General features: G+C 61.6%; 24 protein-coding genes. 10 read left to right on the top strand and 14 right to left on the bottom strand.

Translation table 11 applies throughout. The features are described 5' to 3' along the window. Positions 1-20: 20 nt before the first annotated feature. The gene (locus tag ACW4TB_RS17940) at positions 21-1,940 is read right to left on the bottom strand and encodes a methyl-accepting chemotaxis protein (RefSeq protein WP_012312707.1); all 1,920 of its coding nucleotides are present in this window, start codon (positions 1,938-1,940) and stop codon (positions 21-23) included. A gap of 187 nt (positions 1,941-2,127) precedes the next feature. Continuing rightward, positions 2,128-3,012, bottom strand: a complete 885-nt coding sequence (gene ypfJ / locus ACW4TB_RS17935; protein ID WP_012312708.1) for a KPN_02809 family neutral zinc metallopeptidase — start codon at positions 3,010-3,012, stop codon at positions 2,128-2,130. Between the two features lie 188 nt (positions 3,013-3,200). Here ypfJ and pcaH point away from each other — a divergent pair, with 188 nt between their 5' ends. Beyond that, positions 3,201-3,920, top strand: coding sequence for a protocatechuate 3,4-dioxygenase subunit beta (gene pcaH, locus ACW4TB_RS17930; protein ID WP_012312709.1), 720 nt, complete (start codon positions 3,201-3,203; stop codon positions 3,918-3,920). Between the two features lie 10 nt (positions 3,921-3,930). Next, a complete protein-coding gene (gene pcaG / locus ACW4TB_RS17925) occupies positions 3,931-4,536 on the top strand; it encodes a protocatechuate 3,4-dioxygenase subunit alpha (RefSeq protein ID WP_012312710.1) in 606 nt (201 codons plus the stop codon). A 34-nt stretch (positions 4,537-4,570) separates the two neighbouring features. On the opposite strand, the gene ACW4TB_RS17920 is transcribed toward pcaG, so the two are convergent. The 5 genes from ACW4TB_RS17920 to ACW4TB_RS17900 all read right to left on the bottom strand — a co-directional run bounded on the left by ACW4TB_RS17920 (position 4,571) and on the right by ACW4TB_RS17900 (position 9,826). Continuing rightward, positions 4,571-5,005, bottom strand: coding sequence for a cupin domain-containing protein (locus tag ACW4TB_RS17920; protein WP_012312711.1), 435 nt, complete (start codon positions 5,003-5,005; stop codon positions 4,571-4,573). Positions 5,006-5,109: 104 nt separating this feature from the next. After that, positions 5,110-6,015, bottom strand: a complete 906-nt coding sequence (locus ACW4TB_RS17915; RefSeq protein ID WP_279931912.1) for a LysR family transcriptional regulator — start codon at positions 6,013-6,015, stop codon at positions 5,110-5,112. A gap of 58 nt (positions 6,016-6,073) precedes the next feature. Beyond that, positions 6,074-7,159 (bottom strand): tRNA (uridine(54)-C5)-methyltransferase TrmA, encoded by a 1,086-nt coding sequence (trmA, locus tag ACW4TB_RS17910; protein WP_279931910.1) that lies wholly within the window; start codon positions 7,157-7,159, stop codon positions 6,074-6,076. Further along, the gene (locus tag ACW4TB_RS17905) at positions 7,156-8,451 is read right to left on the bottom strand and encodes an NCS2 family permease (RefSeq protein ID WP_455828434.1); all 1,296 of its coding nucleotides are present in this window, start codon (positions 8,449-8,451) and stop codon (positions 7,156-7,158) included. The genes trmA and ACW4TB_RS17905 overlap by 4 nt, the downstream gene beginning before the upstream one ends. A gap of 154 nt (positions 8,452-8,605) precedes the next feature. Further along, on the bottom strand, positions 8,606-9,826 hold the full coding sequence (locus tag ACW4TB_RS17900) for an MFS transporter (RefSeq protein WP_279931906.1): 1,221 nt from the start codon (positions 9,824-9,826) through the stop codon (positions 8,606-8,608). Between the two features lie 345 nt (positions 9,827-10,171). Here ACW4TB_RS17900 and ACW4TB_RS17895 point away from each other — a divergent pair, with 345 nt between their 5' ends. The 3 genes from ACW4TB_RS17895 to ACW4TB_RS17885 are packed head-to-tail and all read left to right on the top strand — an operon-like array spanning position 10,172 to position 12,783. Beyond that, positions 10,172-11,608, top strand: a complete 1,437-nt coding sequence (locus ACW4TB_RS17895) for a cytochrome ubiquinol oxidase subunit I (protein WP_455828435.1) — start codon at positions 10,172-10,174, stop codon at positions 11,606-11,608. 3 nt (positions 11,609-11,611) lie between these two features. Continuing rightward, the gene (gene cydB, locus ACW4TB_RS17890; RefSeq protein ID WP_279931904.1) at positions 11,612-12,619 is read left to right on the top strand and encodes a cytochrome d ubiquinol oxidase subunit II; all 1,008 of its coding nucleotides are present in this window, start codon (positions 11,612-11,614) and stop codon (positions 12,617-12,619) included. Between the two features lie 11 nt (positions 12,620-12,630). Further along, positions 12,631-12,783, top strand: a complete 153-nt coding sequence (locus ACW4TB_RS17885; RefSeq protein WP_455843033.1) for a DUF2474 domain-containing protein — start codon at positions 12,631-12,633, stop codon at positions 12,781-12,783. Positions 12,784-12,815: 32 nt separating this feature from the next. On the opposite strand, the gene ACW4TB_RS17880 is transcribed toward ACW4TB_RS17885, so the two are convergent. Continuing rightward, a complete protein-coding gene (locus ACW4TB_RS17880; RefSeq protein ID WP_279931902.1) occupies positions 12,816-13,940 on the bottom strand; it encodes a methyltransferase in 1,125 nt (374 codons plus the stop codon). Between the two features lie 92 nt (positions 13,941-14,032). Continuing rightward, positions 14,033-14,743 carry an autoinducer binding domain-containing protein gene (locus ACW4TB_RS17875; protein ID WP_279931901.1) on the bottom strand — a complete coding sequence of 237 codons (711 nt, stop codon included), beginning with the start codon at positions 14,741-14,743 and terminating at the stop codon, positions 14,033-14,035. 211 nt (positions 14,744-14,954) lie between these two features. On the opposite strand from ACW4TB_RS17875, the gene ACW4TB_RS17870 reads away from it, so the two are divergent. Then, positions 14,955-15,731 (top strand): ferredoxin--NADP reductase, encoded by a 777-nt coding sequence (locus ACW4TB_RS17870; RefSeq protein WP_012312721.1) that lies wholly within the window; start codon positions 14,955-14,957, stop codon positions 15,729-15,731. Positions 15,732-15,821: 90 nt separating this feature from the next. On the opposite strand, the gene mscL is transcribed toward ACW4TB_RS17870, so the two are convergent. Then, positions 15,822-16,241: a large-conductance mechanosensitive channel protein MscL gene (mscL, locus tag ACW4TB_RS17865; RefSeq protein WP_012312722.1), complete on the bottom strand. Its 420-nt coding sequence runs from the start codon at positions 16,239-16,241 to the stop codon at positions 15,822-15,824. A 177-nt stretch (positions 16,242-16,418) separates the two neighbouring features. Here mscL and radA point away from each other — a divergent pair, with 177 nt between their 5' ends. Continuing rightward, positions 16,419-17,786 carry a DNA repair protein RadA gene (gene radA / locus ACW4TB_RS17860; protein WP_042111159.1) on the top strand — a complete coding sequence of 456 codons (1,368 nt, stop codon included), beginning with the start codon at positions 16,419-16,421 and terminating at the stop codon, positions 17,784-17,786. Positions 17,787-17,882: 96 nt separating this feature from the next. Here the strand turns inward: radA and ACW4TB_RS17855 are convergent, their stop codons facing one another. The 3 genes from ACW4TB_RS17855 to ACW4TB_RS17845 all read right to left on the bottom strand — a co-directional run bounded on the left by ACW4TB_RS17855 (position 17,883) and on the right by ACW4TB_RS17845 (position 20,777). Continuing rightward, positions 17,883-19,400 (bottom strand): nucleobase:cation symporter-2 family protein, encoded by a 1,518-nt coding sequence (locus tag ACW4TB_RS17855; protein WP_012312724.1) that lies wholly within the window; start codon positions 19,398-19,400, stop codon positions 17,883-17,885. 263 nt (positions 19,401-19,663) lie between these two features. Then, positions 19,664-20,029 (bottom strand): PilZ domain-containing protein, encoded by a 366-nt coding sequence (locus ACW4TB_RS17850; protein ID WP_012312725.1) that lies wholly within the window; start codon positions 20,027-20,029, stop codon positions 19,664-19,666. A 112-nt stretch (positions 20,030-20,141) separates the two neighbouring features. Continuing rightward, positions 20,142-20,777 carry a lytic polysaccharide monooxygenase auxiliary activity family 9 protein gene (locus ACW4TB_RS17845; RefSeq protein ID WP_012312726.1) on the bottom strand — a complete coding sequence of 212 codons (636 nt, stop codon included), beginning with the start codon at positions 20,775-20,777 and terminating at the stop codon, positions 20,142-20,144. A 316-nt stretch (positions 20,778-21,093) separates the two neighbouring features. Between ACW4TB_RS17845 and ACW4TB_RS17840 the strand changes: the two genes are divergently transcribed. The 3 genes from ACW4TB_RS17840 (at position 21,094) to yjiA (ending at position 24,421) form a co-directional block, all read left to right on the top strand. Further along, positions 21,094-23,160, top strand: a complete 2,067-nt coding sequence (locus ACW4TB_RS17840) for a carbon starvation CstA family protein (RefSeq protein ID WP_012312727.1) — start codon at positions 21,094-21,096, stop codon at positions 23,158-23,160. A 13-nt stretch (positions 23,161-23,173) separates the two neighbouring features. After that, positions 23,174-23,371: a YbdD/YjiX family protein gene (locus ACW4TB_RS17835; protein ID WP_008094130.1), complete on the top strand. Its 198-nt coding sequence runs from the start codon at positions 23,174-23,176 to the stop codon at positions 23,369-23,371. 72 nt (positions 23,372-23,443) lie between these two features. Then, positions 23,444-24,421, top strand: a complete 978-nt coding sequence (gene yjiA, locus ACW4TB_RS17830) for a GTPase (RefSeq protein ID WP_254467144.1) — start codon at positions 23,444-23,446, stop codon at positions 24,419-24,421. Here yjiA and ACW4TB_RS17825 read toward each other — a convergent pair. Next, positions 24,357-25,868, bottom strand: a complete 1,512-nt coding sequence (locus ACW4TB_RS17825; protein WP_279931896.1) for a methylenetetrahydrofolate reductase C-terminal domain-containing protein — start codon at positions 25,866-25,868, stop codon at positions 24,357-24,359. The genes yjiA and ACW4TB_RS17825 overlap by 65 nt on opposite strands. Positions 25,869-25,879 lie beyond the last annotated feature (11 nt).

Here is a 25,879-nt window from a genome sequence, read left to right as displayed (position 1 = left end):
GCGGCCCCGGAAGAAGAAGGTCAGACCCGGAACTGGCTGACCAGCGTCTGCAGGTGCCCACCCAGGCGCGCCAGCTCTACACTGGACGCCGCGGTCTCATCACTGGCCGCTGCGGTTTGCTCCGACACATCGCGCACATTCAGAATGCTGCGGCTGATCTCCTCAGCCACCGCGCTCTGCTGCTCGGCTGCGGCGGCAATCTGCTGGTTCATCGACTGGATGCTCGACACCGTGCTGGTGATATTTTCCAGTGAAGTGCCGGCTTTGCGCGCCAGTTCGACACTGCTGTCGGTCAGGGTGCGGCTGCCTTGCATGGCGTTGGCCACTTGCTGGGTACCATGTTGCAGGCCAGCCACCAATTCTTCGATCTCTTCGGTGGATTTCTGCGTGCGCTGGGCCAAACCACGTACTTCGTCGGCAACCACGGCAAAACCACGCCCCGCCTCACCGGCACGGGCGGCTTCGATGGCAGCGTTGAGCGCCAGCAGGTTGGTCTGTTCGGCTACCGACTTGATCACATCCATGACACTGCCGATTTTCTGGCTTTCCTGCTGCAGCAGGTTCATGGCTTCAGTGGAGCGGTGCACTTCCTCGGCCAGGCGTTCGATCTGGCTGATCGCTTCGCCGACCACGCGATCACCTGCGCGTGCTTCGTCATCGGCACCGGTCGCTGCGTGCGATGCCTGCTCGGCATTGCGCGCCACTTCCTGAACGGTCGCGGCCATTTCGTGCATGGCGGTAGCGACCTGGTCGGTTTCGACCTTCTGGCTGTTTGCGCCCGCGCTGGTCTGCTCGGTGACCGCCGACAGTTCCTCAGCGGCGCTGGCGATCTGCGTGACACCGTCGCGGATACCGGTGATGAGCTCGCGCAGGGTGCTGCCCATGCGGGCAATGCCTTGTTGCAGCACGCCGATTTCGTCGCGACGGGTAACCCGCAGGTTGTGGGTAAGGTCGCCACCAGCGATGCGCTCCACCGCTTGCAGTGTGTCGTGCAGTGGGCGGGTGATCTGGCGGGTGATCAGCACCGCCGCCAGTACACCGACCAGCAGGGCCAGCAACGTGGCGATGGTCTGCAGGCTACGCGCCTGGGCACTCTCGGCGTCGCGGCGGTCGATCTGGATCTTGTACAGCGCGTCGCTGCGCTTGACGATATCGCCGCCTTGCACGGTCATCTCTGCACGGGCGGTGGTGATGTCGGCGACTGCATCGCGGAACTGGCGCACGGCCTCGCGGTAGGCCTGTATCGATTGCTCCAACTGCTGCACGCGCGTGGCTTCGGCAGGCAGCTGACGCTTCAGGTTGTCGATCTCGGCAAGTGCCGACTCCAGCTGGCGCAGCGCGGCCTGTTCGTTGGCCGCAGAGTTGTCGGCAATGTAACCGCGCACATCCACTCGCACTTGCAGCAGTTGCTGGCGCGCCTTGCTGATCAGTTGGTATTGCGCCAGGCGCACGCTATCGGCTTCGGGGCGGCCCATCACGTCCTCGCCGAGCAGATCCATGGCCTCGTCGGCCTTGGCAGCCGATACGTTCATCGCGTCACGTGCAGCCAGCGAGCCTTTGTAGCCTGCACGCATCTTGTTCAGCGAGACTTCGTACTCGCTGATGGTCTGGCCCAGCTCTTTGAGCAGCTTGACGTTTTCCGGGCTCTTGAAAGTACTGACCAGGTATTGCTGCTGCTTGCTGAAGGCATCCAGCTTGGCCTGGGTGTTGGCTGCGGCAGCATCGTCGCCATTGGCGATCATGTATTGCAGGCGCGCCACGCGCAGGTCGGTCAGGTCTTTGTTGAGCTTGCCGATGTCCCCCATCCAGTTGCTGCGGTCGATGAGGCTGCCCAGGCTGGTCCAGCCGGTCAGGGCCAGCAGGCCGGTGAGGACCAGCACCAGGCCGAAGCCCAGGCCGAGTTTGAGGTTGACGCTGATGTTGGCAAACCAGCTGTTCATGCACGCTCTCCAGAAATGATTTCGCTCACTTGATCAATCGTCGATCGCGAGGCGTTGTTGTTCTGGATGCCCGCTGAATCGTGCAGGGGTTATCGGCAAATGGCGGGGAAGCTGAAACGCTTTTTCAACTCAATTGCAACACCACGCGCGGCAGCGGGCTTGTCGCGCGCAGGGACTCCTTGAAATTTCAAAGGCTTCGCGCACTGAACGTGTCGCAGCTGTTCACATCGCCCTGGGCAAACCCGGCCTTGAACCAACGCACCCGCTGCGCCGAGGTGCCATGGGTAAAGGAGTCAGGTACCACGCGCCCCTGGCCTTTTTGCTGCAGTCGGTCATCACCGATGGCATTGGCAGCATTGAGCGCTTCCTCGACATCCCCTGGCTCCAGCCAGTTCAGGCGTTGCTGCGCCTGGTATGCCCATACCCCGGCCAGGCAGTCAGCCTGGAGCTCCTGGCGCACCAGCAAACCATTGTCACCCTCCAGGCGCTGGCCTGCGCGGCGTGCGGCATCGACCTTGGCCGACACGCCAAGCAAGGTTTGCACGTGGTGGCCGATCTCGTGGGCGATCACGTAGGCCTGGGCGAAGTCGCCTGCGGCGGCGAAGCGGGTTTCCATTTCACGGAAGAACGACATGTCCAGGTACACCCGCTGGTCGGCCGGGCAGTAGAACGGCCCCACCGCCGCTGAAGCGAAGCCGCAGGCGGAATTCACCTGGCCGCTGAACAGCACCAGCTTAGGGTCGCGATACTGCTTGCCAGCCTGCGAGAACAGAGCCTTCCAGGTGTCTTCGGTGTCGCCCAGGATCGACGCGACGAACTGGGCCTGCTCGTCGTTGGCCGCTGGGGCCTTGGTGCCCGCGCCGCTTGGCGCCTGCTGCTGTTCCATCTGCCCGGTCAGCTGGCCGAGGATCTGCAGCGGGTCCTGGCCAGTGAGCCAGCCGATGCCGACGATCAGCAGGATGGCCCCGAGCCCCAGACCCTTGCCGCCGCCAAAGCGCATGCCACCACCGCCGCCACCTTGGCCACGGGCATCAACCACATTGTCGCTACGACGGCCTTTTCGCCATTCCATGAATTGCACTCCAGAGCGTGAAACATGAAGACAAAGGTTAGTTCACGGCAGCCAAAGGTACTAATGCATAACCATTTGGTTAAGTAACGGTCGGCGGAATTCAATATTCATCTGGGGCGACCTATCCGAAACTGCAAGTCCGCCTGCGAACCACAGGCGCTTTGATAACTCCAAGAGAGGAAAACGGCATGCCCGCCCAGGACAACAGCCGCTTCGTGATCCGTGATCGCAACTGGCACCCCAAGGCCCTGACGCCCGACTACAAGACTTCCATTGCCCGCTCGCCGCGCCAGGCATTGGTCAGCATCCCGCAGTCGATCAGCGAAACCACCGGCCCGGACTTCACCCACCTGGGCTTCGGCGCCCACGACCATGACCTGCTGCTGAACTTCAACAACGGCGGCCTGCCGATTGGTGAGCGCATCATCGTTGCCGGCCGTGTCGTCGACCAGTACGGCAAGCCAGTGCCCAATACCTTGGTAGAAATGTGGCAGGCCAACGCCGGTGGCCGCTATCGCCACAAGAACGATCGCTATCTGGCCCCGCTGGACCCGAATTTCGGTGGCGTCGGCCGCTGCCTGACCAACAGTGAAGGCTACTACAGCTTCCGCACCATCAAGCCCGGCCCATACCCATGGCGCAACGGCCCGAACGACTGGCGCCCGGCGCACATCCACTTCGGCATAAGCGGCCCGTCAATCGCCACCAAGCTGATCACTCAGCTGTATTTCGAGGGCGATCCGCTGATCCCGATGTGCCCTATCGTCAAGTCGATCGCCAACCCTGAAGCGGTGCAGCAACTGATCGCCAAGCTCGACATGAGTAACGCCAACCCCATGGATTGCCTGGCGTACCGCTTCGACATCGTGCTGCGCGGCCAGCGCAAGACCCACTTCGAAAACTGCTGAGGACCCCGCCATGCCAATCGAACTGCTGCCGGAAACCCCCTCGCAGACCGCCGGCCCCTACGTGCACATCGGCCTGGCACTGGAAGCGGCCGGTAACCCTACCCGTGACCAGGAAATCTGGAACCGCATGGCCAAGCCAGAGGCGCCGGGTGAACACATCCTGTTGATCGGTCATGTATACGACGGTAACGGCCACTTGATTCGCGATTCGTTCCTTGAGCTCTGGCAAGCCGATACCAACGGCCAGTACCAAGATGACTACAACTTGGAGAACGCCTTCAACAGCTTCGGTCGTACTGCCACCACCTTCGATGCCGGTGAGTGGACCGTCCAGACCGTCAAGCCCGGCGTGGTGAACAACGCTGCCGGTGTCCCGATGGCCCCGCACATCAACATCAGCCTGTTTGCCCGCGGCATCAATATCCACTTGCACACGCGGCTGTATTTCGATGATGAGGCCGAAGCGAACGCCAAGTGCCCGGTGCTCAACCTTATCGAGCAGCCACAGCGCCGTGAAACCTTGATTGCCAAGCGTTGCGAGGTGGACGGCAAGACGGCGTATCGTTTCGATATCCGTGTTCAGGGGGAAGGGGAGACAGTTTTCTTCGACTTCTGACAGGTGATTTTGGGGCTGCAATGCAGCCCCAATTTCAGCCTTTCACCGGCTTGAGGTCGAATGCATCGCCTTGGTACTGGAACAGCAGGCAATCGGCAGCGCCAGTGCAGCCACTCTCATGCACAAGGTCGACAGGCAGTTTGTAGTATGCCCCGGCCGAATACTCGGTGCGCTTGCCCTCGATTACCGCATAGAACGTACCACTCAACACTACTGTCGGTAGTGCCTGGCTGTGCTGGTGCAAGCCGTTGTCAGTCCCTTTCCGGAATCTCACATACGCCGAATACGGCCCCTTGCCAAAAATGTCGCCCTCGACGTTGGCATAGCTGACCGCGCCCTGGGTATTGGGTACTTCCTGCCACTTCAATTTCGCGCTATCGGTTACCGATACGGTTTTTTCCCCTGCGTGGGCGGTGGCTGCCAACGCGGCGAGTGTGAGAACGGCCATGCCTGCCTGCAATGATTTCATGGTGAAGCTCCTTCGCTGGAATGACGGTGCAGCGAAGGTTAAATAAACTCTGTGCGCACAAATACGGCCTTGATTAGCCATGACTTGTACCTTAAAAGCACAGGTCAGGGTCGCCACGGTGGGCGCGTATAGAAGGCTTGCACAAAGTCGAGCAACGCACGCACCTTGGGCGCCAGGTAACGGCTCTGTGGATAGACCGCATACAGGCCCCGTGCTGCTAGCCGCCAATCGGCCAGCACTGGCACCAGGCGCCCATCAGCCAGGGCATCCTGAACGATGAAACAATCGAAGCTGGCGATGCCTAAGCCGCCGATAGCCGCAGCACGCAGGGCCATTGGCGAGTTGGCGCTTACGCGTCGGGGCATAAGGATTTGCCGCTGCTCACCTGCCTCGTTGGCAAGCAGCAGGCGCTGAGGGTGAAGTAGTTGGCTATAGCCGAGCAGTGGGTGGCTGGCCAGATCGTCTGGCGAGGTAGGTGTACCGTGCCGTTCGAGGTAGCGGGGAGCGGCCACCAGCAGTACCTCGCTGGTGGCCAGCCGTCGCGCTACCAGGCTTGAGTCAGGCAGGTGATCGGTAACCCGAAGGCAGATGTCGATCTCTTCTTCCAGCAAGTCGATGAATCGGTCGCTGCAGTGCAGCTCGATCTGCAACTGGGGATAGCGCTCGACGAACTCCGGTAGCCAGCGGCCAAGTTCCAGCTCGCCGAAGGCGGTAGCCACGCCCAGGCGCAGGGTGCCAGAGGGCTGTTTTTGATGTTCGGACAGCTCCAGGGTCATCGCCTGCATCTTTTCGAGGATCTGCACGCAGTGGCGGTAGAACAGCGCACCGGCTTCTGTCAGGTGCAGACGGCGGGTGGTTCGTGCCAGTAATTGTGTGCCCAGATGGCGCTCAAGTTGCGTCACTTGGCGTGACAGAGCGGTATGCGACAGGCCCGCCTGGCTGGCCGCGGCGCTGAAGCTGCCGAGGTCGACGACCCGGCGGAAGGTCTGCATGGCACTTAACTGGTCCATCGGCACTACTCTCCTGGCTGCGTATAGCGGGGCCAGCGAGGCCCCGCCACTACGCGGATCAGCGCCGAACCAGCAGCACCCCGCTTTCCATATGATGGGTATACGGGAACTGGTCAAACAGCGCGCAACGTTCGATACGGTGGGTATCTTGAAGCTGAGAAATGTTCTGCGCCAGAGTTTCTGGGTTGCACGAGATGTAGAGGATGCGCTCGAAGCGCCGTGTCAGCTCGCAAGTATCCGGGTCCATCCCCGCACGCGGTGGGTCGACGAACACGGTACCGAACGCATAACTCTTCAGGTCGATCCCTTCCAGCCGGCGGAACGGGCGAACCTCGTTCAGCGCCTGGGTAAGTTCTTCCGCCGACAGGCGCACCAGCCGCACGTTATCCACCGCGTTCTCGCTTAGATTGCTCAGGGCGGCGTTGACCGAGGTCTTGCTGATTTCGGTGGCCAGCACCTGGCGTACGCGGGTGGCCAGGGGCAGGGTGAAGTTGCCGTTGCCGCAGTACAGTTCCAGCAGGTCGTCATCGCGCTCGCCGATGGCGTCATACGCCCAGCTCAGCATCTTCTGGTTCACCGCGCCGTTGGGCTGGGTGAATGCGCCCTCCGGCTGGCGATAGCTGAACACGCGGCCAGCCACGTCGAGTTTTTCCACGGCGTAATCACGGCCGATGACCAGCCGCTTGCCCTTCGAGCGGCCGATCAGGCTCACGCCCAGTTCTTCGGCCAACTGCCGTGCTGCCACTTCCCAGGCCTCGTCCAGCGGGCGGTGGTAGCACATCGTGACCATCGCATCGCCGGCAAGGGTGGTGAGGAACTCCACCTGGAAGAGGCGATTGCTCAGTTCTTCACTTGCCTGCCAGGCAGCCTTGAGGCGTGGCATCAATGCGTTGATGCGTTCGCTGGCGATGGGGAAATCGTCGATCAGGATGGCCTTGTGCTTCTCGCCCGGAGCGAACATCGCATAGTGGCGCTGGCCGTCCTCGCGCCACAGGCGGAACTCGGCACGCAAGCGGTAATGCTCGCGCGGCGAGTCGAATACAGCGGGCTGCGGCGCACCGAAGGGGGCCAGCAGCTCGCGCAGGCGGGTAACCTTGGCCTGCAGTTGCGCGTCGTAGGCGCTAGGGTCGAAGGCAGCACTCATGCGTTGAACCAGCCCAGCTTGATGACGAACAGGATGGAAAGGATCACCAGTGCCGGGTTCAGGTCGCGGCGGCGGCCGGAGATCAGCTTGACGGCGGTCCAGCAGATGAAGCCGAAGGCGATGCCGTTGGCGATCGAGTAGGTCAGCGGCATGGCCAGGGCGGTGACCACCACCGGTGCGGCCTCGGTCACGTCGTCCCAGTTTATTTCCGCCAGGCCCGAAGCCATCAGCACGGCGACGAACAGCAGCGCCGGTGCGGTGGCGAAGGCCGGTACGCTACCGGCCAGCGGGGCGAAGAACAGCGCCAGCAGGAACAGTACGGCCACCACGATGGCGGTCAGGCCGGTGCGGCCACCGGCGCTCACGCCTGCCGCCGACTCGATGTAACTGGTGGTGGTCGAGGTGCCCAGCAGCGAACCGGCCATGGCCGCAGTGCTGTCGGCGATCAGGGCACGGCCCATCTTCGGCATGTGGCCGTCCTTGCCCATCAGGCCGGCGCGTTTGGCCACGGCGATCAGGGTGCCGGAGTTGTCGAACAGGTCGACGAACAGGAACGCGAAGATCACGCTGACCAGGCCCACGTCGAGGGCCCCGGCGATGTCCAACTGCAGGAATGTCGGTGCCAGCGAAGGAGGCATCGACACGATACCGCCGAACGGCGTGACGCCCATCGCGATCGCTGCGACCGTCACGGCGAGAATGCCGATCAGCACCGCGCCGCGCACCTTGAGCGATTCAAGGCCGACAATCAGGAAGAAACCCAGCGTGGCAAGGATTACCGACGGCTGCTTTAGGTCGCCCATGCCCACCAGGGTAGCCGGGTTATCGACGACGATGCCGGCGTTATGCAGGGCGATGAGTGCCAGGAACAGGCCAATGCCTGCGGCAATGGCCGAGCGCAGCGGCAGCGGGATGCTGTTTACGATCCACTCGCGGATGCGGAAGATCGACAGCAGGAAGAACATCACCGCCGAGAGAAACACCGCGCCCAACGCGACCTGCCAGGTGTGGCCCATGTGCAGGACCACGGTGTAGGTGAAGAACGCGTTCAAGCCCATGCCCGGCGCCAAGGCGATCGGGTAGTTGGCGATCAGGCCCATGGTCGCCGAGCCGATGGCGGCAGCCAGGCAGGTGGCGACGAAGATCGCACCCTTGTCCATGCCGGTTTCGCCGAGAATGCTCGGGTTGACGAACAGGATGTAGGCCATCGCCAGGAAGGTGGTGACGCCCGCAAGAATCTCGGTGCGCACGTTGGTGTTGTGTGCTTTTAGTTGAAACAGCCTTTCCAGCATGCCCGCTCCCCGAGGCGCCCCCGGCGCCGTGAATGTATCGACCCCATCAGCAAAGCACAGACCGTAACGGCTGCCGTGGTTTTGCGTGGGGAGGAAAAAAGCCGCGCATCATACCAGCATGACTGGCAGGGGCCTATGGCCGTTCAGGCCCCCGTCAACCATTGTGCAACCGATCCCGCGTAGCCAGTGTCGGGAACAACTTTATCCACACACCGGTCACTACCAAGGTGCCGACGCCGCCCAGCACCACCGCCGGCACCGTGCCGAACCAGTGCGCCGTGACCCCCGATTCGAACTCGCCGAGCTGATTCGAGGCACCGATGAACAGGCCGTTGACAGCACTCACCCGGCCACGCATCTCGTCCGGCGTCTCCAGCTGCACGAACGCACCGCGTATCACCATGCTGATCATGTCTGCTGCGCCCAGCACCACCAGTACTGCCAGCGAGAACCAGAATGAGGTCGACAGGCCAAAGGCGATGGTTGCCACGCCGAACACCCCGACTGCGGTGAACATGGTGCGGCCGACTTTGCGCTCCACTGGGAAGCGCGCCAGCCAGAACGACATTAACAGCGCGCCCACCGCTGGCGCCGACCTCAACAGGCCCAGGCCCCACGGCCCTGTGAGCAGGATGTCCTTGGCGAACACTGGCAGCAGCGCGGTGGCGCCCCCCAGCAGCACGGCGAAAAGGTCGAGGGAGATTGCCCCGAGAATGTCTGGCCGGCTGCGGATGAAACGCACGCCTGCCAGTAGCGACTCCAGGTTGGCGCGACCGCGCTGCGGCACTTGCTGGCGCGAATTCAGGCTCAGCATGAGCAGGCAGGCAATGGCATACAGGGCCACGGTCGGGCCATACACCCAGGTACTGCCGACGGCATACAGGAGCCCACCCACGGCCGGGGCGACGATGGTTGCCGCCTGGGTGGCCGAGGCTGACGCCGCTACGGCCCGAGGAAACAGCCCCGGCGGCACTACATTGGGCAGCAGCGCCTGGGTGGCGGGCATCTCGAACGAGCGGGTGGCTCCGAGCAGGAAGGCGAGGGCGAAGATCAGTTCGCGGCTGACGTTGTCAGTGGCGCTGCCCAAAGCCAGCACCAGGGCGATTAGCCCCTGCAGGGTCTGGCACAGGGCCGCGACCTTGCGCCGGTCATAGCGGTCGGCGACATGCCCGGTGTGCAACATGAACAGCACCCGCGGCGCGAATTCGACGAGGCCGACCAGGCCCAGGTCGAGCACATTGCCGGTCAACTGGTAGAGGTGCCAGCCAATGGCCACGGTGAGCATCTGGAAACCACTGGCGGTGAACACCCGGGCTAGCCAGAAGGCAATGAAAGGGCGGTGATGGCGCAACAACTGCGGTGCAGAATCGGACATCGGAAACCTGTGGCCTCGGCGCAGTAGAGGGGGCGGCAGATTATCACCTGTTTGTAACAAACGGTTGCTGTTTGCCGTTGCCGGCATGGTTCCATCGGCTCTGGAAGGGGGTGGGGCAACCGGTCACGCGGCAAACAACCGCACCGCTTGGCGGGCGATTCAGGACTATGCTTGCTATCAATCGTTGATCTGGATCAATCGTTCCAGAAACAACGAATTGGCCTGTGGGCCGAAATCCCTGCGATCGAACAGAACAATTCCAACGTGCCGCACTCGACACTAACGCGGGGGCAGTGGGCAACGGGCCACGAGCCCGGAAGCCGGATTACCTGAAGAGGAAGCATCATGTTCGGAATAGAAGCCCTCGAGCTCGCCCGAATTCAGTTTGCCTTTACCGTGTCGTTCCACATCCTGTTCCCGGCCATCACCATTGGCCTTGCGAGTTACCTGGCGGTTCTAGAAGGCCTTTGGCTGAGGACCCATGAGCAGGTCTATCGTGACCTTTACCACTTCTGGTCGAAGATCTTCGCCGTGAACTTCGGTATGGGGGTGGTTTCCGGCCTGGTCATGGCCTACCAGTTCGGTACCAACTGGAGTCGTTTTTCCGACTTCGCCGGCGCTGTCACTGGCCCACTGCTTACCTATGAGGTGCTGACTGCCTTCTTCCTTGAGGCAGGCTTCCTCGGCGTCATGCTGTTTGGCTGGAACCGTGTGGGCCGGGGCCTGCACTTTTTCTCAACGGTGATGGTGGCGTTGGGTACGCTGGTATCGACCTTCTGGATCCTGGCGTCCAACAGCTGGATGCAGACCCCGCAAGGCCACGAGATCATCGATGGTCGGGTCGTCCCGGTGGACTGGCTGGCGATCATTTTCAACCCGTCGTTCCCCTACCGCCTGATGCACATGGCCACCGCCGCGTTTGTTGCCACTGCCTTCTTCGTTGGCGCCTCGGCGGCCTGGCACCTGCTGCGCGGCCGGGACAACCCGGCGGTGCGCAAGATGCTGTCGATGGCCATGTGGATGGCGCTGATCGTTGCCCCCATCCAGGCCGTGATCGGTGATTTCCACGGGCTTAACACCCTCAAGCATCAGCCGGTGAAGATTGCCGCAATCGAAGGCCACTGGGAGAACTTTCCTGGTGAGCCGACCCCGCTGATCCTGTTCGGCATCCCGGACATGGAGGCCGAAACCACCCGCTTCAAGGTCGAAATACCGGCGCTCGGTAGCCTGATCCTTACCCACAGCCTGGATAAACAAGTGCCTGCGATGAAGGAGTTTCCGCCCGAGGACCGTCCCAATTCGACCATCGTTTTCTGGTCGTTTCGGATCATGGTGGGGCTTGGTTTCCTGATGATCTTCGTTGGCCTGTGGAGCCTCTGGCTGCGCAAACGCGGCACCCTCTACACTTCCCGCCCGTTCCTCTACCTGACACTGTGGATGGGCCCGTCGGGCCTGATCGCCATTTTGGCCGGCTGGTTCACCACCGAGATCGGCCGTCAGCCTTGGGTGGTGTACGGCCTGATGCGTACGTCGGAGGGCGTGTCCAACCATAGCTACGCCCAGCTGGGCTTTACCCTGATTGCATTCGTGGTGGTGTACTTCGCGCTGTTCGGCACTGGCCTGGGCTACATGATGCGCCTTGTGCGCAAAGGGCCGAAGACGGGCGAGGGCGATGAGCACACGCCTGGTGGCCCTGGCCAGAAGCGTACGCCGGCACGGCCGCTGTCCGCAGCCGATGAAGGCCGCAAGGCCACTGCCCCCAGCCTGAGCAAGGAGAACTGAGCCATGGGAATCGATCTTCCGCTGATCTGGGCCGTGATCATCATTTTCGGCGTCATGATGTACGTGGTGATGGACGGTTTCGACTTAGGGATCGGCATGCTCTTCCCTTTCGTCGAGGCTGAGCGGGACCGTGATGTGATGATGAACACCGTCGCCCCCGTATGGGACGGCAACGAAACTTGGTTGATCCTGGGCGGTGCCGGTTTGTTCGGGGCCTTCCCGATGGCCTATTCGGTGGTGCTCGAAGCACTTTATCTGCCGCTGATCCTGATGCTGATCGGCCTGATTTTCCGCGGAGTGGCCTTTGAGTTCCGTTTCAAGGCCAAGGACGACAAGCGCCACATCTGGGACAAGGCGTTCATCGGCGGTTCACTGGTGGCGACCTTCTTCCAGGGGGTGGCGCTGGGTGCGTTCATCGAGGGATTCAAGGTAGTGGACCGGCATTACGCCGGCGGCACGCTCGACTGGCTGACCCCGTTCAGCCTGTTCAGTGGCCTGGGCCTGATCGTTGCGTACACCTTGCTCGGTTGCACCTGGCTGATCATGAAGACCGAGGGACCGCTGCAAGCGCAGATGCACAAGCTCGGGCGGCCGCTGGCCCTGGTGTTGCTGGTGGTGATCGGCATCGTCAGCCTGTGGACGCCGATCGCTTACCCACAGATTGCCGGTCGCTGGTTCAGCATGCCCAACCTGATCTGGTTCATGCCGGTACCGCTTCTCGTGCTGGTAACGTTCTACGGGTTGTTCAAGGCAGTGGCACGCAGTGCCAACTACACCCCGTTCCTGCTGACGCTGGTACTGATCTTCCTGGGCTACAGCGGTCTGGGCATCAGCCTGTGGCCGAATATCATCCCGCCGTCGATCTCGATCTGGGATGCAGCTGCGCCGCCGCAGAGCCAGGGCTTCATGCTGGTCGGCACACTGTTCATCCTGCCATTCATCCTGGGGTATACCTTCTGGAGCTACTACGTGTTCCGCGGCAAGGTCACCCACGAAGACGGCTATCACTAGGAGGGCCCATCATGGCTGGCAAACATGGCCTGGAAGAGAAGAAACCGCTGTGGCAACGCCTGGGCTGGTTGTTGCTGATCTGGGCCGTGAGCGTGGCCGCTCTGGGCGTGGCGGCCTATGTGATGCGGCTGTTCATGAGCGCGGCGGGGCTGACCACGCATTGATGGTTGTGGGCTGCACTGTGCAGCCCTCAGCTTCACTTGCGGGCTTTGAGTATCACGAACTTCGGTGTCGCGGCCACCTGTTCAACTCCCCTGAACAGGCGCGCCAGCTTGCTGTGGTAGCCCAAGTGGCGATTCCCGACGATATACAACGCACCGCCGACCACCAATGCCTCGCGCGCCTGCTGGAACATGCGCCAGGCAAGGAAGTCGCCCACCACCTGCTGTTGGTGGAACGGCGGGTTGCACAGCACTACATCCAGCGACTGCTTTTCCACCCCCGCCAGGCCATCGCCTGCCAGCACCGTCACCGCGCGATCGCCCAGCGCTGCTTGCCAGTTTTCCTGCGCTGACTGCACCGCCATGTACGATTCATCCACCAGTGTGTAGTGCGCCTGGGGGTTGACCAGCGCGCTGGCGATGGCCAGCACGCCGTTGCCGCAACCCAGGTCAGCGACACGTGCATTGCCCAGGTCGCGTGGCAGGTGTGGGAGGAAGGCCCGTGTGCCGATATCCAGGCCGTCGCGGCAGAATACGTTGGCATGGTTGAGCAGTTCGAGCGCCGGTGAGTCGAGACGATAGCGGGTCGGGTACGGGGAGCTGGCGCCAGGGCGCTGGGCGAAGTTGGCCGTCAGCAAGCGCGCTTTTTTTTGCGCCAGCGAAGCCTGTACCGGGCCGATGTACTTCTCCAACAGCTCACCCGCAGCCCGTGGCAAGTGTTTGATCATGGCCGCAGCGATGACCTGGGCGCCGGGCGCCAGATGACCTTGCAACCGGATCAGTTGCTCTTCGAGCAGTGCAAGGGTTTTGGGCACGCGCACCAGTACGCGATCGAAGTGCCCCTGCCAGTGCTCGCTGGCGGGCACGAAGGGCACGCTGTCGAAAGCCTTGCCGTTGCGTGCGAGGTTTTTTTCCAGGGCCATGTGGGCCAGGTGCGAGTCGCCACTGCTGACCACTGACACGTGGTCGACCAGGCTGGCGGCCAGCGCGCCGAAGCTGTCATTTAGTACCAGCACTCTGCTCGCGGCAGCCAGCTGCTGAGCATGCAACTGCTCGAGCAGGTATTCATCGGCGGCATCAAAGGCCTGCAACGGGTCGTTGGCCTGGTCCGGCTGGCGGATCAGGTCGAGTTCGGCGTAGGGGGTGGTCAACAGGGGCATGGCATCTGGCTCGGGCACGGATCTGCCCGTCACGGATCGTCACGGGCTTTGGTAGCGATTCTACAGCGCTTTGCTGCTGGTCGCAGGCCGTGCTACTGATCGATCAGGCCACGCATCATGGCAATGGCGACGGCGCCGGCCTTGTTGGAGGCGTTGGTCTTGGTGATTACGCTGCGGATATGGAAGTTCACCGTGCTTTGCGACAGGGACAGAATGCAGGCAACGTCGGCGGCGGTCTTGCCGGCGGCCGACCATTTCAGCACCTCGAGTTCGCGGTCGCTCATCTTCAGCGGCGAACTCAACTTGGCCAGGTGATGCTCACAAATGGTGTCATGCAGCGTATGGCACAGCCATTGCACTTGGCCGGCCTTGTCGTACAGCTCATGGATGTCGATCTTGCCACAGGGCCTTGCCACACTGACCTGAGTCTCGTTGTGCCTGAGGTCATGCAGCGACTGAGTCCAGCCGTGGCGCAGGCCATGTTTGCAGGCCTGCTCACGAAAATCCGGGGCTTCGCTATACAACTCATCGGTCCACAGTACAGGCTCGGTCGACGTGTGACTGAGTGCTGCTGCCGGGTCCTGCTTGTAGAACTCGTCGCGTTGATAACGCTCGATCCAGGCAAGCGGATAGTTACTGTACAGGTAGAGCCTGGGTGCCTGGGCCGCAAGCTGAATGCGAAGCTTGAGCCCCATGAACTCCATGCCCAAGTCTTGTGCCAGGTGTACCGCGAGGTCGAACACCTTCTGGGGAGTGCTTTCGTTGACCAAACGATGTAAATGCTCGTGATTCCAGTGAGGCATTGACCCTCTCCCTTGCGTCCTGAAGACTCAATCCGTTTGCATACCGGTGCAATTGTAGGAAAAGACCGAGCGGAATGTTCGGTTTTTTTGTTATAGAGGTCTCATCTGCCCATGAAAACGGCTCGGTGGTTGCCTGTGCCCCTACAATCGAACGGTTTTTATCCTGGCCGCTTTGCGCGACACTGTGCGTACGCTATCCACGGAGCCCGTCATGACCGCTAGTGCCGAAAAGTTCACCCGCCAGACCCTGCTGGACGTCCAGCCACTGACGCCTGGCCTGTTCAGCCTGCGGGTGACTCGCGATCCGGGGTTTCGCTTTCGGGCCGGGCAATTCGCTCGGCTTGGCGTGACCAAAGCAGATGGCAGTGTGGTCTGGCGTGCCTATTCGATGGTGAGCGCGCCGCATGACGAGTATCTCGACTTCTTCTCTATCGTGGTCCCGGGCGGCGAGTTCACCAGCGAGCTCAGCCGTCTTGGCGAGGGCGATTCACTGCTGATCGACCGCCAGGCATTTGGCTACCTGACCCTTGATCGCTTCGTCGGTGGCCGTGACCTGTGGCTGTTGGCGACCGGTACCGGCATTGCGCCGTTCATGTCGATCCTGCAGGACTTCGAGGCCTGGGAGCGTTTTGACAGCATCAAGCTGGTGTACTCGGTACGCGAGGCCAAGGAACTGGCCTATGTGGATGACATTGCCGGGCTTGAACAGCGTGATTACCTGGCAGAATTTGCAGGCAAGCTGCAATTCATCCCGGTGGTTACCCGTGAGCAGTATCCGGGGGCGTTGAATGCACGCATCACTACACTGATCGAGAATGGCGAGCTGGAAAAGGCGGCGGGGCTGGAACTGTCGCCCGAGCACTCACGGATCATGCTTTGCGGTAATCCGCAGATGATCGATGAGACCCGCAAGGTGCTCAAGGCGCGTGACCTGCAACTGAGCCTGAGCAAGCGGCCGGGACAGGTGGCGGTGGAGAACTACTGGTAGCTGCTAGCTGCTAGCTGCTAGCTGCGAGCTACAAGCTGCGAGCGTTGCCCTTGAGCGGCCCTACTCTTGCAGCTTGCAGCTTGCCATTTTTCAAGGCAGGCGATTCTGGTTCTGCGACTTGAGCAAGTCACGAATCTCGGTCAGCAGCGTTTCCTGAGGGGTAGGGGTCGGCGGTGCGCTCGGCGCCACGGCCTCTTCGCGTTTCAGGCGGTTGATCGCCTTGACACCCATGAAGATGGCGAATGCCACGATCACGAAGTCGATCACGGTCTGGATGAACTTGCCGTAGGCCAGCACCACGGCCGGTATATCGCCTTCAGCCGCCTTCAAGGTAATGGCCAGGTCACTGAAGTCCACGCCTCCGATCAATATTCCCAGTGGCGGCATGATGATATCGCCGACGAATGAGGAGACTATCTTGCCGAATGCAGCGCCGATAATGATACCGACCGCCATGTCGACGACATTGCCCTTGACCGCGAAGGCCTTGAACTCACTGATCATTCCCATGTTCGATTCCCTTGTAACAAATGGTGATGTTTACGCAGTGTAAGCCACTACAACGCTTCATGCGTCCTGTTCAGGGGTAGTGACTGCGCTTAGAACGAATAGTTTTGTCGCATGCCGACGCGCTCGAGACACGCCTGCGTCGGCTATCATGGCGATTTTTTCCAGGAGACCCTGCCCATGGCCAAGGCCAAGCGCTTGTATGGCTGCACTGAGTGTGGCGCGACCTTTCCCAAATGGGCCGGCCAGTGTGGCGAATGCGGTGCCTGGAACACCCTGGTCGAAACCATGATCGAGAGCGGCGGCGCAGCGGCACCCAGCGGTCGCGCCGGCTGGACCGGGCAACAGGCGCAGATCAAGACCCTGGCCGAAGTCAGCGTCGAGGAAATTCCGCGGTTCACCACCAGCAGCACCGAACTCGATCGCGTGCTGGGCGGCGGCCTGGTCGACGGCTCGGTGGTGTTGATCGGTGGTGATCCGGGCATCGGCAAATCGACCATTCTGCTGCAGACCTTGTGCAACATTGCTGTGGGCATGCCGGCGCTGTATGTCACCGGCGAGGAGTCGCAGCAGCAGGTGGCCATGCGTTCACGCCGCCTGGGGCTGCCCCAGGACCAGCTCAAAGTGATGACCGAGACCTGTATTGAAACGATCATCGCTACGGCGCGTCAGGAAAAGCCCCGGGTCATGGTCATCGATTCGATCCAGACGATCTTCACCGAGCAATTGCAATCAGCGCCTGGCGGTGTTGCTCAGGTGCGCGAAAGTGCGGCATTGCTGGTGCGCTACGCCAAGCAGAGCGGCACGGCGATCTTCCTTGTCGGCCATGTCACCAAGGAAGGCTCGCTGGCGGGCCCGCGGGTGCTGGAACACATGGTCGACACCGTGTTGTATTTCGAGGGTGAGTCCGATGGCCGCTTGCGCTTGTTGCGCGCGGTGAAGAACCGCTTTGGTGCGGTCAATGAATTGGGTGTCTTCGGTATGACCGACCGTGGGCTCAAAGAGGTTTCCAACCCTTCGGCGATCTTCCTCAACCGGGCTCAGGAAGAAGTACCGGGCAGCGTGGTCATGGCCACGTGGGAAGGTACCCGGCCGATGCTGGTAGAGGTACAAGCGCTGGTCGATGACAGCCACCTGGCCAACCCGCGACGTGTCACCCTGGGCCTGGACCAGAACCGTTTGGCCATGTTGCTGGCGGTGCTGCACCGCCATGGTGGTATTCCCACCCATGACCAGGACGTGTTTCTCAATGTCGTCGGTGGGGTGAAGGTCCTTGAAACCGCGTCGGATCTGGCCTTGTTGGCTGCGGTGATGTCCAGCCTGCGCAACCGGCCGTTGGCCCATGGGCTGCTGGTATTTGGCGAGATTGGTTTGTCGGGCGAGGTACGGCCGGTTCCCAGTGGGCAGGAGCGCCTGAAAGAAGCGGCGAAACATGGCTTCAAGCGGGCCATCGTGCCCAAGGGCAACGCACCGAAGGAATCACCGGCGGGGCTGCAGGTGATCGCAGTAACCCGGCTGGAGCAAGCTCTGGACGCCTTGTTCGAATAAGCCGCTGGCGGCGGGGCAATGGGCCAGGATAGGCCAACAAAAAAAGGGAGCCGACGATGCGCATCGGCTCCCCCTGGGTCACCGCTCAGTCAGCGGTCAGTGCTCGGCTACCGGCGTTCGCCTGGGCGCCGTATTGCCATGCTCGTCCAGCTCCAGGACCGGCACCTCATTGCCCTCGGCGTCGAACAGCTTGCCTTCCTTGAAGTAATCGCCATCGCGCAGTGCAGAGATGTCCGAGTACTGGATGGTGCGCTCGTAGCCCGCGGCGAACACTGACTGCTGGTCCGAATTGCCTGCCGTGAAATGGTTGAAGATCAGGTTCAACACGATGGCCATGATCGCTGCCGAGCTGATGCCGGAGTGGAAGATGGTCTCGAACCAGTTCGGGAAGTGGTGGTAGAAGTTCGGCGCGGCAATCGGAATCATGCCAAAGCCCAGCGAGGCGGCGACGATGATCAGGTTGACGTTGTTCTTGTAGTTGACCTTGGACAGGGTGCGGATACCGCTGGCAGCCACAGTGCCGAACAGCACGATGCCTGCGCCGCCCAGTACCGGGGTCGGCACTGCTGCAATCACACGGCCCATCACCGGCAGCAGGCCCAGCACCACCAGGATCACACCACCGGTGGCCACCACGTAGCGGCTCTTGACCCCGGTCACGGCCACCAGGCCTACGTTCTGTGCAAAGGCGCTCTGGGTGAAGGAGCCGAAGACCGGCGCCAGGATGCTCGAGGCCATGTCGGCGCGCAGGCCATTGCCCAGGCGCTTGGAATCGACCTTGGTGTCGATGATCTCACCTACGGCCAGGATGTCGGCCGAAGTTTCCACCAGGGTCACCATGATCACGATGCACATCGACAGGATCGCCGCGATGTGGAAGGTCGGCATGCCGAAGTGGAAAGGGGTGGGGAAGGCGAACATCGGGCCTTCGGCGACTTTGCTGAAGTCGGTCATGCCCAGCGCCCAGGCAATCAGGGTACCGAAAACCATGGCCAGCAGGATCGAAAGGCGCGAAATGGTCGCGCTGCCCAGTTTGCTCAGCAGCAGCACGATGGCGAACGTCAGCGCTGCCAGGCCGATGTTGGCCATGCTGCCGAATTCCGGCGAAGCACTGTTGCCGCCCATCACCCAGCGTGCTGCCACCGGCATCAAGGTCAGGCCGATGGTCGTGATGACGATACCGGTGACCAGTGGCGGGAAGAACTTGGTGATGCGCGAGAACACCGGGGTGATCAGAAAGCCGATCAGCGATGCTGCCATGACTGCGCCCAGCACGCCTGGCAAGCCACCACCGTCCTGGCTGCTGAGAATTGCCCCCATGGTTGCCACGCCTGCGAACGACACGCCCTGCACCAACGGCAGCTGGCATCCGAAGAAGGGCAGGCCGAGCGTTTGCAGTAGCGTAGCCAGGCCACCGGCAAACAGCGAGGCCGCGATCAGCATGCCGATCTCGGCGCCGTTAAGGCCCGCAGCCTGCCCCAGGATCAGGGGTACTGCGACGATCCCTCCGTACATGGTCAGCACATGCTGAAGGCCATAGGCCAAGTTGGCTCCAAGGCCGAGGTTTTCGTCCTCGGGGCGCTTGGCGGGAGACGTGCTAGGGGACGTAGTCATTGAGCAGGCTCACTGTTTATTGTTGTGCCACTACTGTAGACACTTCCTACAAATGATTGCTACATAAATTGTATACAATATTTTGATTGGAGCGCGAACAAGCAGGCTTGCAGGGTGTGCAAGAACGCAATGCAGATCGCGTACCAACTCATCGAATACGGTGCTAGAGGGGTGTGTACAACGCTACGCTACCCAGCCTTAAAGCTGTCTGGGTAGACAAGAAACACAAGTTGGGAAAGCTATTAGCTAGCTAAGAGATCCCATTATTCGATCAGTTGCCGCAGCTCGCGCATCATTTCGGTGCTGTCGGCCACGTTCAACTCCACAAGACGGTGCAAATGGCTCATCGAGTCGATGTCGATGTAGAGGCAAATGAACCCCAGCCGCTTCGCCTCTTCATGGCGCAGTTCCACCTGCATCTGCACACGTGTATGGGGGTCCAGTTGGATGATCGCATCGAAATCCTGGGTGAGGTCGGCGTTCCACGGTTCAGGGCGCTCGATTAACAGGCCCTTGAGTGACAGATCAAGCAGTTTGACCGGCCAGCGGCGATCGCCCTGGCGCAGTTCGGTAGGGGCGTCGAAATCAATGCGCTGGAAGCGCCGGCGATCGTCGGAAGGAGTGGTCATGGCGGGCCCTCGTCAGTAGCACTGACTATAGACTAGCCACGGGCACTCCTGCCGGATGACGGGTGACACGGGTGACTTATCGCCGAGTCGGCCGAGTCACCTGGCGACACCGTTACTTGGCAACGAAATTGAGATCGACTACCTGATAGAAGGCCTTGTCGGTCTCGGCAATTTCCCATACGCCCAACAGTACGTGATAGCCCTGGCGCTCAGGTAGCTTCAGGGTATGCGTGGTGGGTTCCGCCGGCCACATTTCCTCGTCGGTGAAGCCCCAGTAAGGCTGGCGTTCATTGAGGAATGTGGCGAACGGCTGCGGTTCGAACTGGGCACGGGTCAGCGGCTCCCCGGCCTTCCAGTCGGCTTTGGTGATGAAGTAGTTGAAACGGCGATATTTGTGGCGCGCACTGAACCTCCAGACAAAATCAAGGGATGCGTCGCTGGCAACATCATGCTTGTCCCAATCGACATCCGTTTTATCCAGGTAGGCCGCGCGGGGCTGCCCGCCGCTGGCAATCTTGCCATCGGCCGGCGGTGCGATATTTCTTACGTCGTCCTTGGCGAAGGGGTCGGTCAGGCCACCGGTCGTCTCCGGAAAGAACTTGCCGCTTTCGATCCCGTTGTGAAGATTCCCTTCGATAAGGCCTCTTTCTTCAGCGAAGGTGGCGCGGGACTTTGGGCTCGCAATCGAACCATGGGTGGGGGCGATGGGGGCTGAGGGTTGAGTGGTGCCGGCCTTTTCCGTGGTCATGAGCGTTTCCTTTTTGCTGGCTTTTCAGATGATCGACGCACAATTTCAGCGTTTGCAGATTTGCCAATCGCGTGTCGCCCAAGGGCAATCGGATGGCCTGATCATTGAAAGCGGATGCCCCATTCATGCACAACTGGCAAAAATGACAGGCCTGCCAGTAGCGCGTGGTGCCTCAGAGGCATGAGGTTGTGTGGGTAGCAGCGTTCTAGAGCCTGTGCTCGCCAGTGGCTGCATGCCAAATCGGGATGGTAAACCCTTCAAGCAAGCCCTAGACTCAAGGGGCTGTCTATTCCAACCACTTAGCTGGAAGCATGCCATGAACAACAATAACAGCCTGCTACGCCACATCCCGTGGCTGGCGCTGGCGGTCATAGGGGCTTGTGCGCTGGGTGTGGTCGCCCTGCGTCGAGGCGAGGCGATCAATGCCTTGTGGATCGTGGTCGCGTCGGTGGCCATCTACCTGGTCGCCTACCGTTACTACAGCCTGTTCATCGCCACCAAGGTGATGCAACTCGACCCACGCCGAGCCACCCCTGCGGTGCTCAACAACGACGGCCTGGACTACGTCCCGACCAACAAACACATTCTTTTCGGTCACCACTTTGCCGCCATCGCTGGCGCCGGCCCCCTGGTCGGTCCCGTGCTTGCGGCGCAAATGGGCTACCTGCCTGGCACGCTCTGGCTGATCGCCGGCGTGGTGCTGGCCGGTGCGGTCCAGGACTTCATGGTCCTGTTCCTGTCCACCCGCCGCAACGGCCGCTCGCTGGGCGACATGGTGCGCGAGGAGATGGGGCGCATCCCTGGCACCATCGCCCTGTTCGGCTGCTTCCTGATCATGATCATCATCCTGGCGGTGCTGGCGCTGATCGTGGTCAAGGCCCTGGCTGAAAGCCCATGGGGCATGTTCACGGTGATGGCGACCATCCCGATCGCGATGTTCATGGGCATCTACATGCGCTACATCCGCCCGGGCCGTATCGGTGAGATTTCGATCGTCGGCGTGGTACTGCTGCTGGCGTCGATCTGGCTGGGGGGCCAGATTGCCGCAGATCCGGTCTGGGGCCCGGCGTTCACCTTCACCGGTGTGCAGATCACCTGGATGCTGGTGGGTTACGGCTTCGTCGCTGCGGTGCTGCCGGTGTGGCTGGTACTGGCGCCGCGTGACTACCTGTCGACCTTCCTCAAGATCGGCACCATCGTCGGCCTTGCCATCGGTATCCTGATCATCGCGCCAGAGCTGAAAATGCCTGCGCTGACCCAGTTCACCGACGGTACAGGCCCGGTGTGGAAGGGCACACTGTTCCCGTTCCTGTTCATCACCATCGCCTGTGGTGCGGTGTCCGGCTTCCACGCGCTGATTTCCTCTGGGACCACGCCGAAGCTGCTGGACAACGAAACCAACGCCCGCTACATCGGCTACGGCGGCATGCTGATGGAATCGTTCGTCGCCATCATGGCCATGGTAGCCGCCTCGGTCATCGAGCCAGGCGTTTATTTCGCCATGAACAGCCCGCCCGCAGTGGTCGGTGCCGACGTGGTGTCGGTGGCCCAGACGGTCAGCAGCTGGGGCTTCCTGATCACCCCCGAGCAGCTTGAGGCCGTAGCCCGGGACATCGGCGAGCACACCATCCTGGCCCGTGCCGGTGGTGCACCGACGCTGGCGGTGGGTATTGCGCAGATCCTGCACCAGGTGCTGCCGGGTGAAAACACCATGGCCTTCTGGTACCACTTCGCGATCCTGTTCGAAGCACTGTTCATCCTGACTGCGGTGGACGCCGGTACCCGTGCCGGCCGCTTCATGCTGCAAGACCTACTTGGCAGCTTCGTGCCGGCGCTCAAACGTACCGAGTCGTGGACGGCCAACCTGATCGGCACTGCCGGCTGCGTGGCGCTTTGGGGTTACCTGCTGTATCAGGGCGTGATCGATCCGCTGGGTGGCATCAACACCCTTTGGCCGCTGTTCGGCATCTCCAACCAGATGTTGGCCGGTATCGCCCTGATGCTCGGCACGGTGGTATTGATCAAGATGAAGCGCCAGCGCTACATGTGGGTCACCTTGCTGCCAGCAGTGTGGCTGCTGATTTGCACAACCACTGCAGGCCTGATCAAACTGTTCGACCCGAACCCTGCGGTTGGCTTCCTGGCCCTGGCCGAGAAGTACAGCACCGCCCTGGATGCCGGCCAGGTGCTTGCCCCGGCCAAGGACATCGGGCAGATGCAGCATGTGATCTACAACGCCTACACCAACGCCGGGCTCACCGTGTTGTTCCTGATTGTGGTGTTTAGCGTGTTGTTCTTTGCCGTCAAGGTCGGCTACGCCGCCCTCGGCCGCAAGGAACGTACCGACAAGGAAACCCCGTTCCAGGCACTGCCTGACGCTTGAGAGGAATGCTGCGATGTTCAACGACCTGGGTCGACTGGGTAAATACCTGGGGCAGGCAGCCCGCCTGATGGTCGGCATGCCCGACTACGACAACTATGTCGAGCACATGCAGACCAAGCACCCGGACAAGCCGGTGATGAGCTACGAGGCGTTCTTCCGGGAACGCCAGGAAGCCCGCTACGGTGGCAAGTCCGGCCCTAAGTGCTGCTGATTCGGCACACTGCGTGAACCTGTGGGAGCCTGTGGGCTCCCACAGTCATTTTCAGCTTCAGGAGATTTCTGCGTGCAGACGCCAATTCCCGTAACCGTGCTCACCGGTTTTCTCGGTGCTGGCAAGACCACTTTGCTCAAGCACATGCTAAAAGCCGAGCACGGCCTTAAAATCGCCGTGATCGAGAACGAGTTCAGCGAGGCAGGCATCGACAGCCAGCTGTTGGGTGACGAGCCGGTGCAGGTCATGACCCTGGCCAACGGCTGTGTATGCTGCAGCATTCATGGCGACCTGACCCGCGCCTTGTTCCTGCTGCTCGAGCGCCTGGACGCCGGGGAGATCGCTTTCGATCGCCTGGTGATCGAATGCACTGGCCTGGCCGACCCCGCGCCGGTGGCGCAGACCTTCTTCGTTGAAGAGGAACTGCGTGACCGCTATATCCTCGATGGCATCATTACCCTGGTCGATGCGGCCCATGCCGAACTGCATCTTGCCCAGACCATCGCCCAGGCCCAGGTGGGCTTTGCCGACCGCCTGTTGCTGAGCAAGACCGACCTGGTCGAGCCGACGGCGGTGGACGCCCTGCGCGAGCGCCTGGCGCGCATCAATGGCCGTGCGGCGCTGCGCGTGGTCGAGCACGGGCGTATCGACCTGGCCGAACTGCTCGACGTGCGCGGGTTCAACCTCAACCCTGACCTGGGCGCCAACCTCAAGCCAACTCTGCGCCCAGTGTACAAACCCGCCACACCTGATCGTATCTCGACCCTGGTGCTGCGTACCGAGGTCCCTCTGGACATCGACCGCCTCAGCGACTTCATGAACGACTTGCTCGAGACTCACGGCAAGCAATTGCTGCGCTATAAAGGTGTGCTCAACATTGCCGGAGAAGACCGTCGCCTTGTGTTCCAGGGCGTACTCAAACTCTATGGTTTCGATTGGGACGCCGAGTGGGACGAAGGCGAAACGCGCGAAAGCGTGATGGTGTTCATTGCCGATGAACTGCCTGAGGCGAAGATTCGGGCGGGTTTCGAAGCGTTGGCTGCGAGCTGAGCCGGCCAGGTGCCTGGGCGTCGAACCACTGCGGCCATGAACTGCGGTGACGCGTTTGTATCTCGATGCAGGGGATCAGCCGCTCGGTGAGCACTGCGGTCTGTTGCACGGCTTTGGCGGTGCGGTATTTGACGCTGTGGATGCACTCGCGGTCGCCGAACTCACAGCGGTTCAGCGCAGTACCGCCACAGGGGCCGTTGGCCAGGCCCTTGGGGCAGGTTTCGGGGCAAATGTACAAGGTGTCTTCCAGACGGCACCTGCCACAGGTGTCGCAGCCCAGCAGCGGGCGCTTCACGCTGCGTTCCAGGCTGTGCAGCCAGCGGGCGCCGCTGTCGCTGGCCCACAGCGGCCGGCGCACGGCCCAGCCAAAGGCCTTGCTCAGCCAGTTGTTATGGCTGAACAACAGGGCGTGAAACCCATGCAGCAGGTGATAACGCAGTTTCTCTCTGGCTGTTGCGCTGACCCTCGACTGGCCTTGTCGCCAGTCTGCTTGTGGTGGGTGAAAGGTCACCGCTGGCAGGCCTGGCATCTGCCAGCTCCCGGCCCAGGCCGTTGCCCACTGTTCCTGTGAATGGACACGTGCTTGCCAGTCCTCGATGCGCGCCTCCAGAGCGAGCAGTTGCTTGAGCTCGTGAACACCTGAAAGGTGCACCCCGGCATACCCCATCAACTTTACGCCAATGATCTGCAGGGCCAGGCGATCAAGGCCGCGTGCCTGGGCATAGGCTTTGGATACGGCCGCTTCGGCCTCAAGCATGTTGCGCATCGACGGTGAGACGGTAACGCCGGCGACATGCTCGAGCATCGCTGCACGGCCATGGCTCAGGCTCATCAGGCAGGCCAGTAGCGGCTTGGGCTCGGCCTGACGCCCCATCCACTGCATGGCCTCCTGATGCTTGCTGGCATCGAAGCCCAATTGCAGGGTGAGGAAATCGGCGCCCGCAGCGAGCTTTTTCGCTGCCTTGAAATACTGCGCACCGCCTTCTTCCTCGCGGTATTTGAATGGGTTGAGTGCAGCGCCCAGCAGCCAGTGGGGGCAGGCCTTGCGAGCAATTCGCAGTGCGGCGACCGATTCCAGATAGCGCACCGGGCGCTCGCCTGGCTGGTGGCCTGGCAGGCGATCGCCGGTCAGTAGCAGCAATTGGTCGAGACCGGCGGCGTCCATTCTTTTCAGTTGCGCGAGCAGATCATGTTGTTCACGGTCTTTGCCGGAAAAGTGGGGCAGGGCAGGGACGGGTTTACTGAAGCTGGACAGGGCGTCCAATGGCGAGAGGTCCAGCGGGCTGCCGACACGGTCGCCGATGGCTACGGTCATTGGCCAGCCGCACAAGTGCCCACGGGCCATGATCGCCTCCATCGCAGCGAAGCGTTCGGCCGACGGCTTGGGCACGAACTCCATGACGCAGACGAAGGTTTTTTCGCGCAGCGCCGATTTCAGCAGGCTCATGGCAATGGGGC

The organism is Lelliottia jeotgali (genome assembly GCF_977070485.1).
Note: the sequence above shows the minus strand (reverse complement) of the source record. Positions and strands in the feature narration are given on the sequence as shown.

What these genes read in the sequence shown, in the direction of transcription:
- ACW4TB_RS17940 (WP_012312707.1), bottom strand. Translation starts at nt 1,940, where the DNA reads ATGAACAGCTGGTTTGCCAACATCAGCGTCAACCTCAAACTCGGCCTG.
- ypfJ (WP_012312708.1), bottom strand. Translation starts at nt 3,012, where the DNA reads ATGGAATGGCGAAAAGGCCGTCGTAGCGACAATGTGGTTGATGCCCGT.
- pcaH (WP_012312709.1), top strand. Translation starts at nt 3,201, where the DNA reads ATGCCCGCCCAGGACAACAGCCGCTTCGTGATCCGTGATCGCAACTGG.
- pcaG (WP_012312710.1), top strand. Translation starts at nt 3,931, where the DNA reads ATGCCAATCGAACTGCTGCCGGAAACCCCCTCGCAGACCGCCGGCCCC.
- ACW4TB_RS17920 (WP_012312711.1), bottom strand. Translation starts at nt 5,005, where the DNA reads ATGAAATCATTGCAGGCAGGCATGGCCGTTCTCACACTCGCCGCGTTG.
- ACW4TB_RS17915 (WP_279931912.1), bottom strand. Translation starts at nt 6,015, where the DNA reads ATGGACCAGTTAAGTGCCATGCAGACCTTCCGCCGGGTCGTCGACCTC.
- trmA (WP_279931910.1), bottom strand. Translation starts at nt 7,159, where the DNA reads ATGAGTGCTGCCTTCGACCCTAGCGCCTACGACGCGCAACTGCAGGCC.
- ACW4TB_RS17905 (WP_455828434.1), bottom strand. Translation starts at nt 8,451, where the DNA reads ATGCTGGAAAGGCTGTTTCAACTAAAAGCACACAACACCAACGTGCGC.
- ACW4TB_RS17900 (WP_279931906.1), bottom strand. Translation starts at nt 9,826, where the DNA reads ATGTCCGATTCTGCACCGCAGTTGTTGCGCCATCACCGCCCTTTCATT.
- ACW4TB_RS17895 (WP_455828435.1), top strand. Translation starts at nt 10,172, where the DNA reads ATGTTCGGAATAGAAGCCCTCGAGCTCGCCCGAATTCAGTTTGCCTTT.
- cydB (WP_279931904.1), top strand. Translation starts at nt 11,612, where the DNA reads ATGGGAATCGATCTTCCGCTGATCTGGGCCGTGATCATCATTTTCGGC.
- ACW4TB_RS17885 (WP_455843033.1), top strand. Translation starts at nt 12,631, where the DNA reads ATGGCTGGCAAACATGGCCTGGAAGAGAAGAAACCGCTGTGGCAACGC.
- ACW4TB_RS17880 (WP_279931902.1), bottom strand. Translation starts at nt 13,940, where the DNA reads ATGCCCCTGTTGACCACCCCCTACGCCGAACTCGACCTGATCCGCCAG.
- ACW4TB_RS17875 (WP_279931901.1), bottom strand. Translation starts at nt 14,743, where the DNA reads ATGCCTCACTGGAATCACGAGCATTTACATCGTTTGGTCAACGAAAGC.
- ACW4TB_RS17870 (WP_012312721.1), top strand. Translation starts at nt 14,955, where the DNA reads ATGACCGCTAGTGCCGAAAAGTTCACCCGCCAGACCCTGCTGGACGTC.
- mscL (WP_012312722.1), bottom strand. Translation starts at nt 16,241, where the DNA reads ATGGGAATGATCAGTGAGTTCAAGGCCTTCGCGGTCAAGGGCAATGTC.
- radA (WP_042111159.1), top strand. Translation starts at nt 16,419, where the DNA reads ATGGCCAAGGCCAAGCGCTTGTATGGCTGCACTGAGTGTGGCGCGACC.
- ACW4TB_RS17855 (WP_012312724.1), bottom strand. Translation starts at nt 19,400, where the DNA reads ATGACTACGTCCCCTAGCACGTCTCCCGCCAAGCGCCCCGAGGACGAA.
- ACW4TB_RS17850 (WP_012312725.1), bottom strand. Translation starts at nt 20,029, where the DNA reads ATGACCACTCCTTCCGACGATCGCCGGCGCTTCCAGCGCATTGATTTC.
- ACW4TB_RS17845 (WP_012312726.1), bottom strand. Translation starts at nt 20,777, where the DNA reads ATGACCACGGAAAAGGCCGGCACCACTCAACCCTCAGCCCCCATCGCC.
- ACW4TB_RS17840 (WP_012312727.1), top strand. Translation starts at nt 21,094, where the DNA reads ATGAACAACAATAACAGCCTGCTACGCCACATCCCGTGGCTGGCGCTG.
- ACW4TB_RS17835 (WP_008094130.1), top strand. Translation starts at nt 23,174, where the DNA reads ATGTTCAACGACCTGGGTCGACTGGGTAAATACCTGGGGCAGGCAGCC.
- ACW4TB_RS17825 (WP_279931896.1), bottom strand. Translation starts at nt 25,868, where the DNA reads ATGAGCCTGCTGAAATCGGCGCTGCGCGAAAAAACCTTCGTCTGCGTC.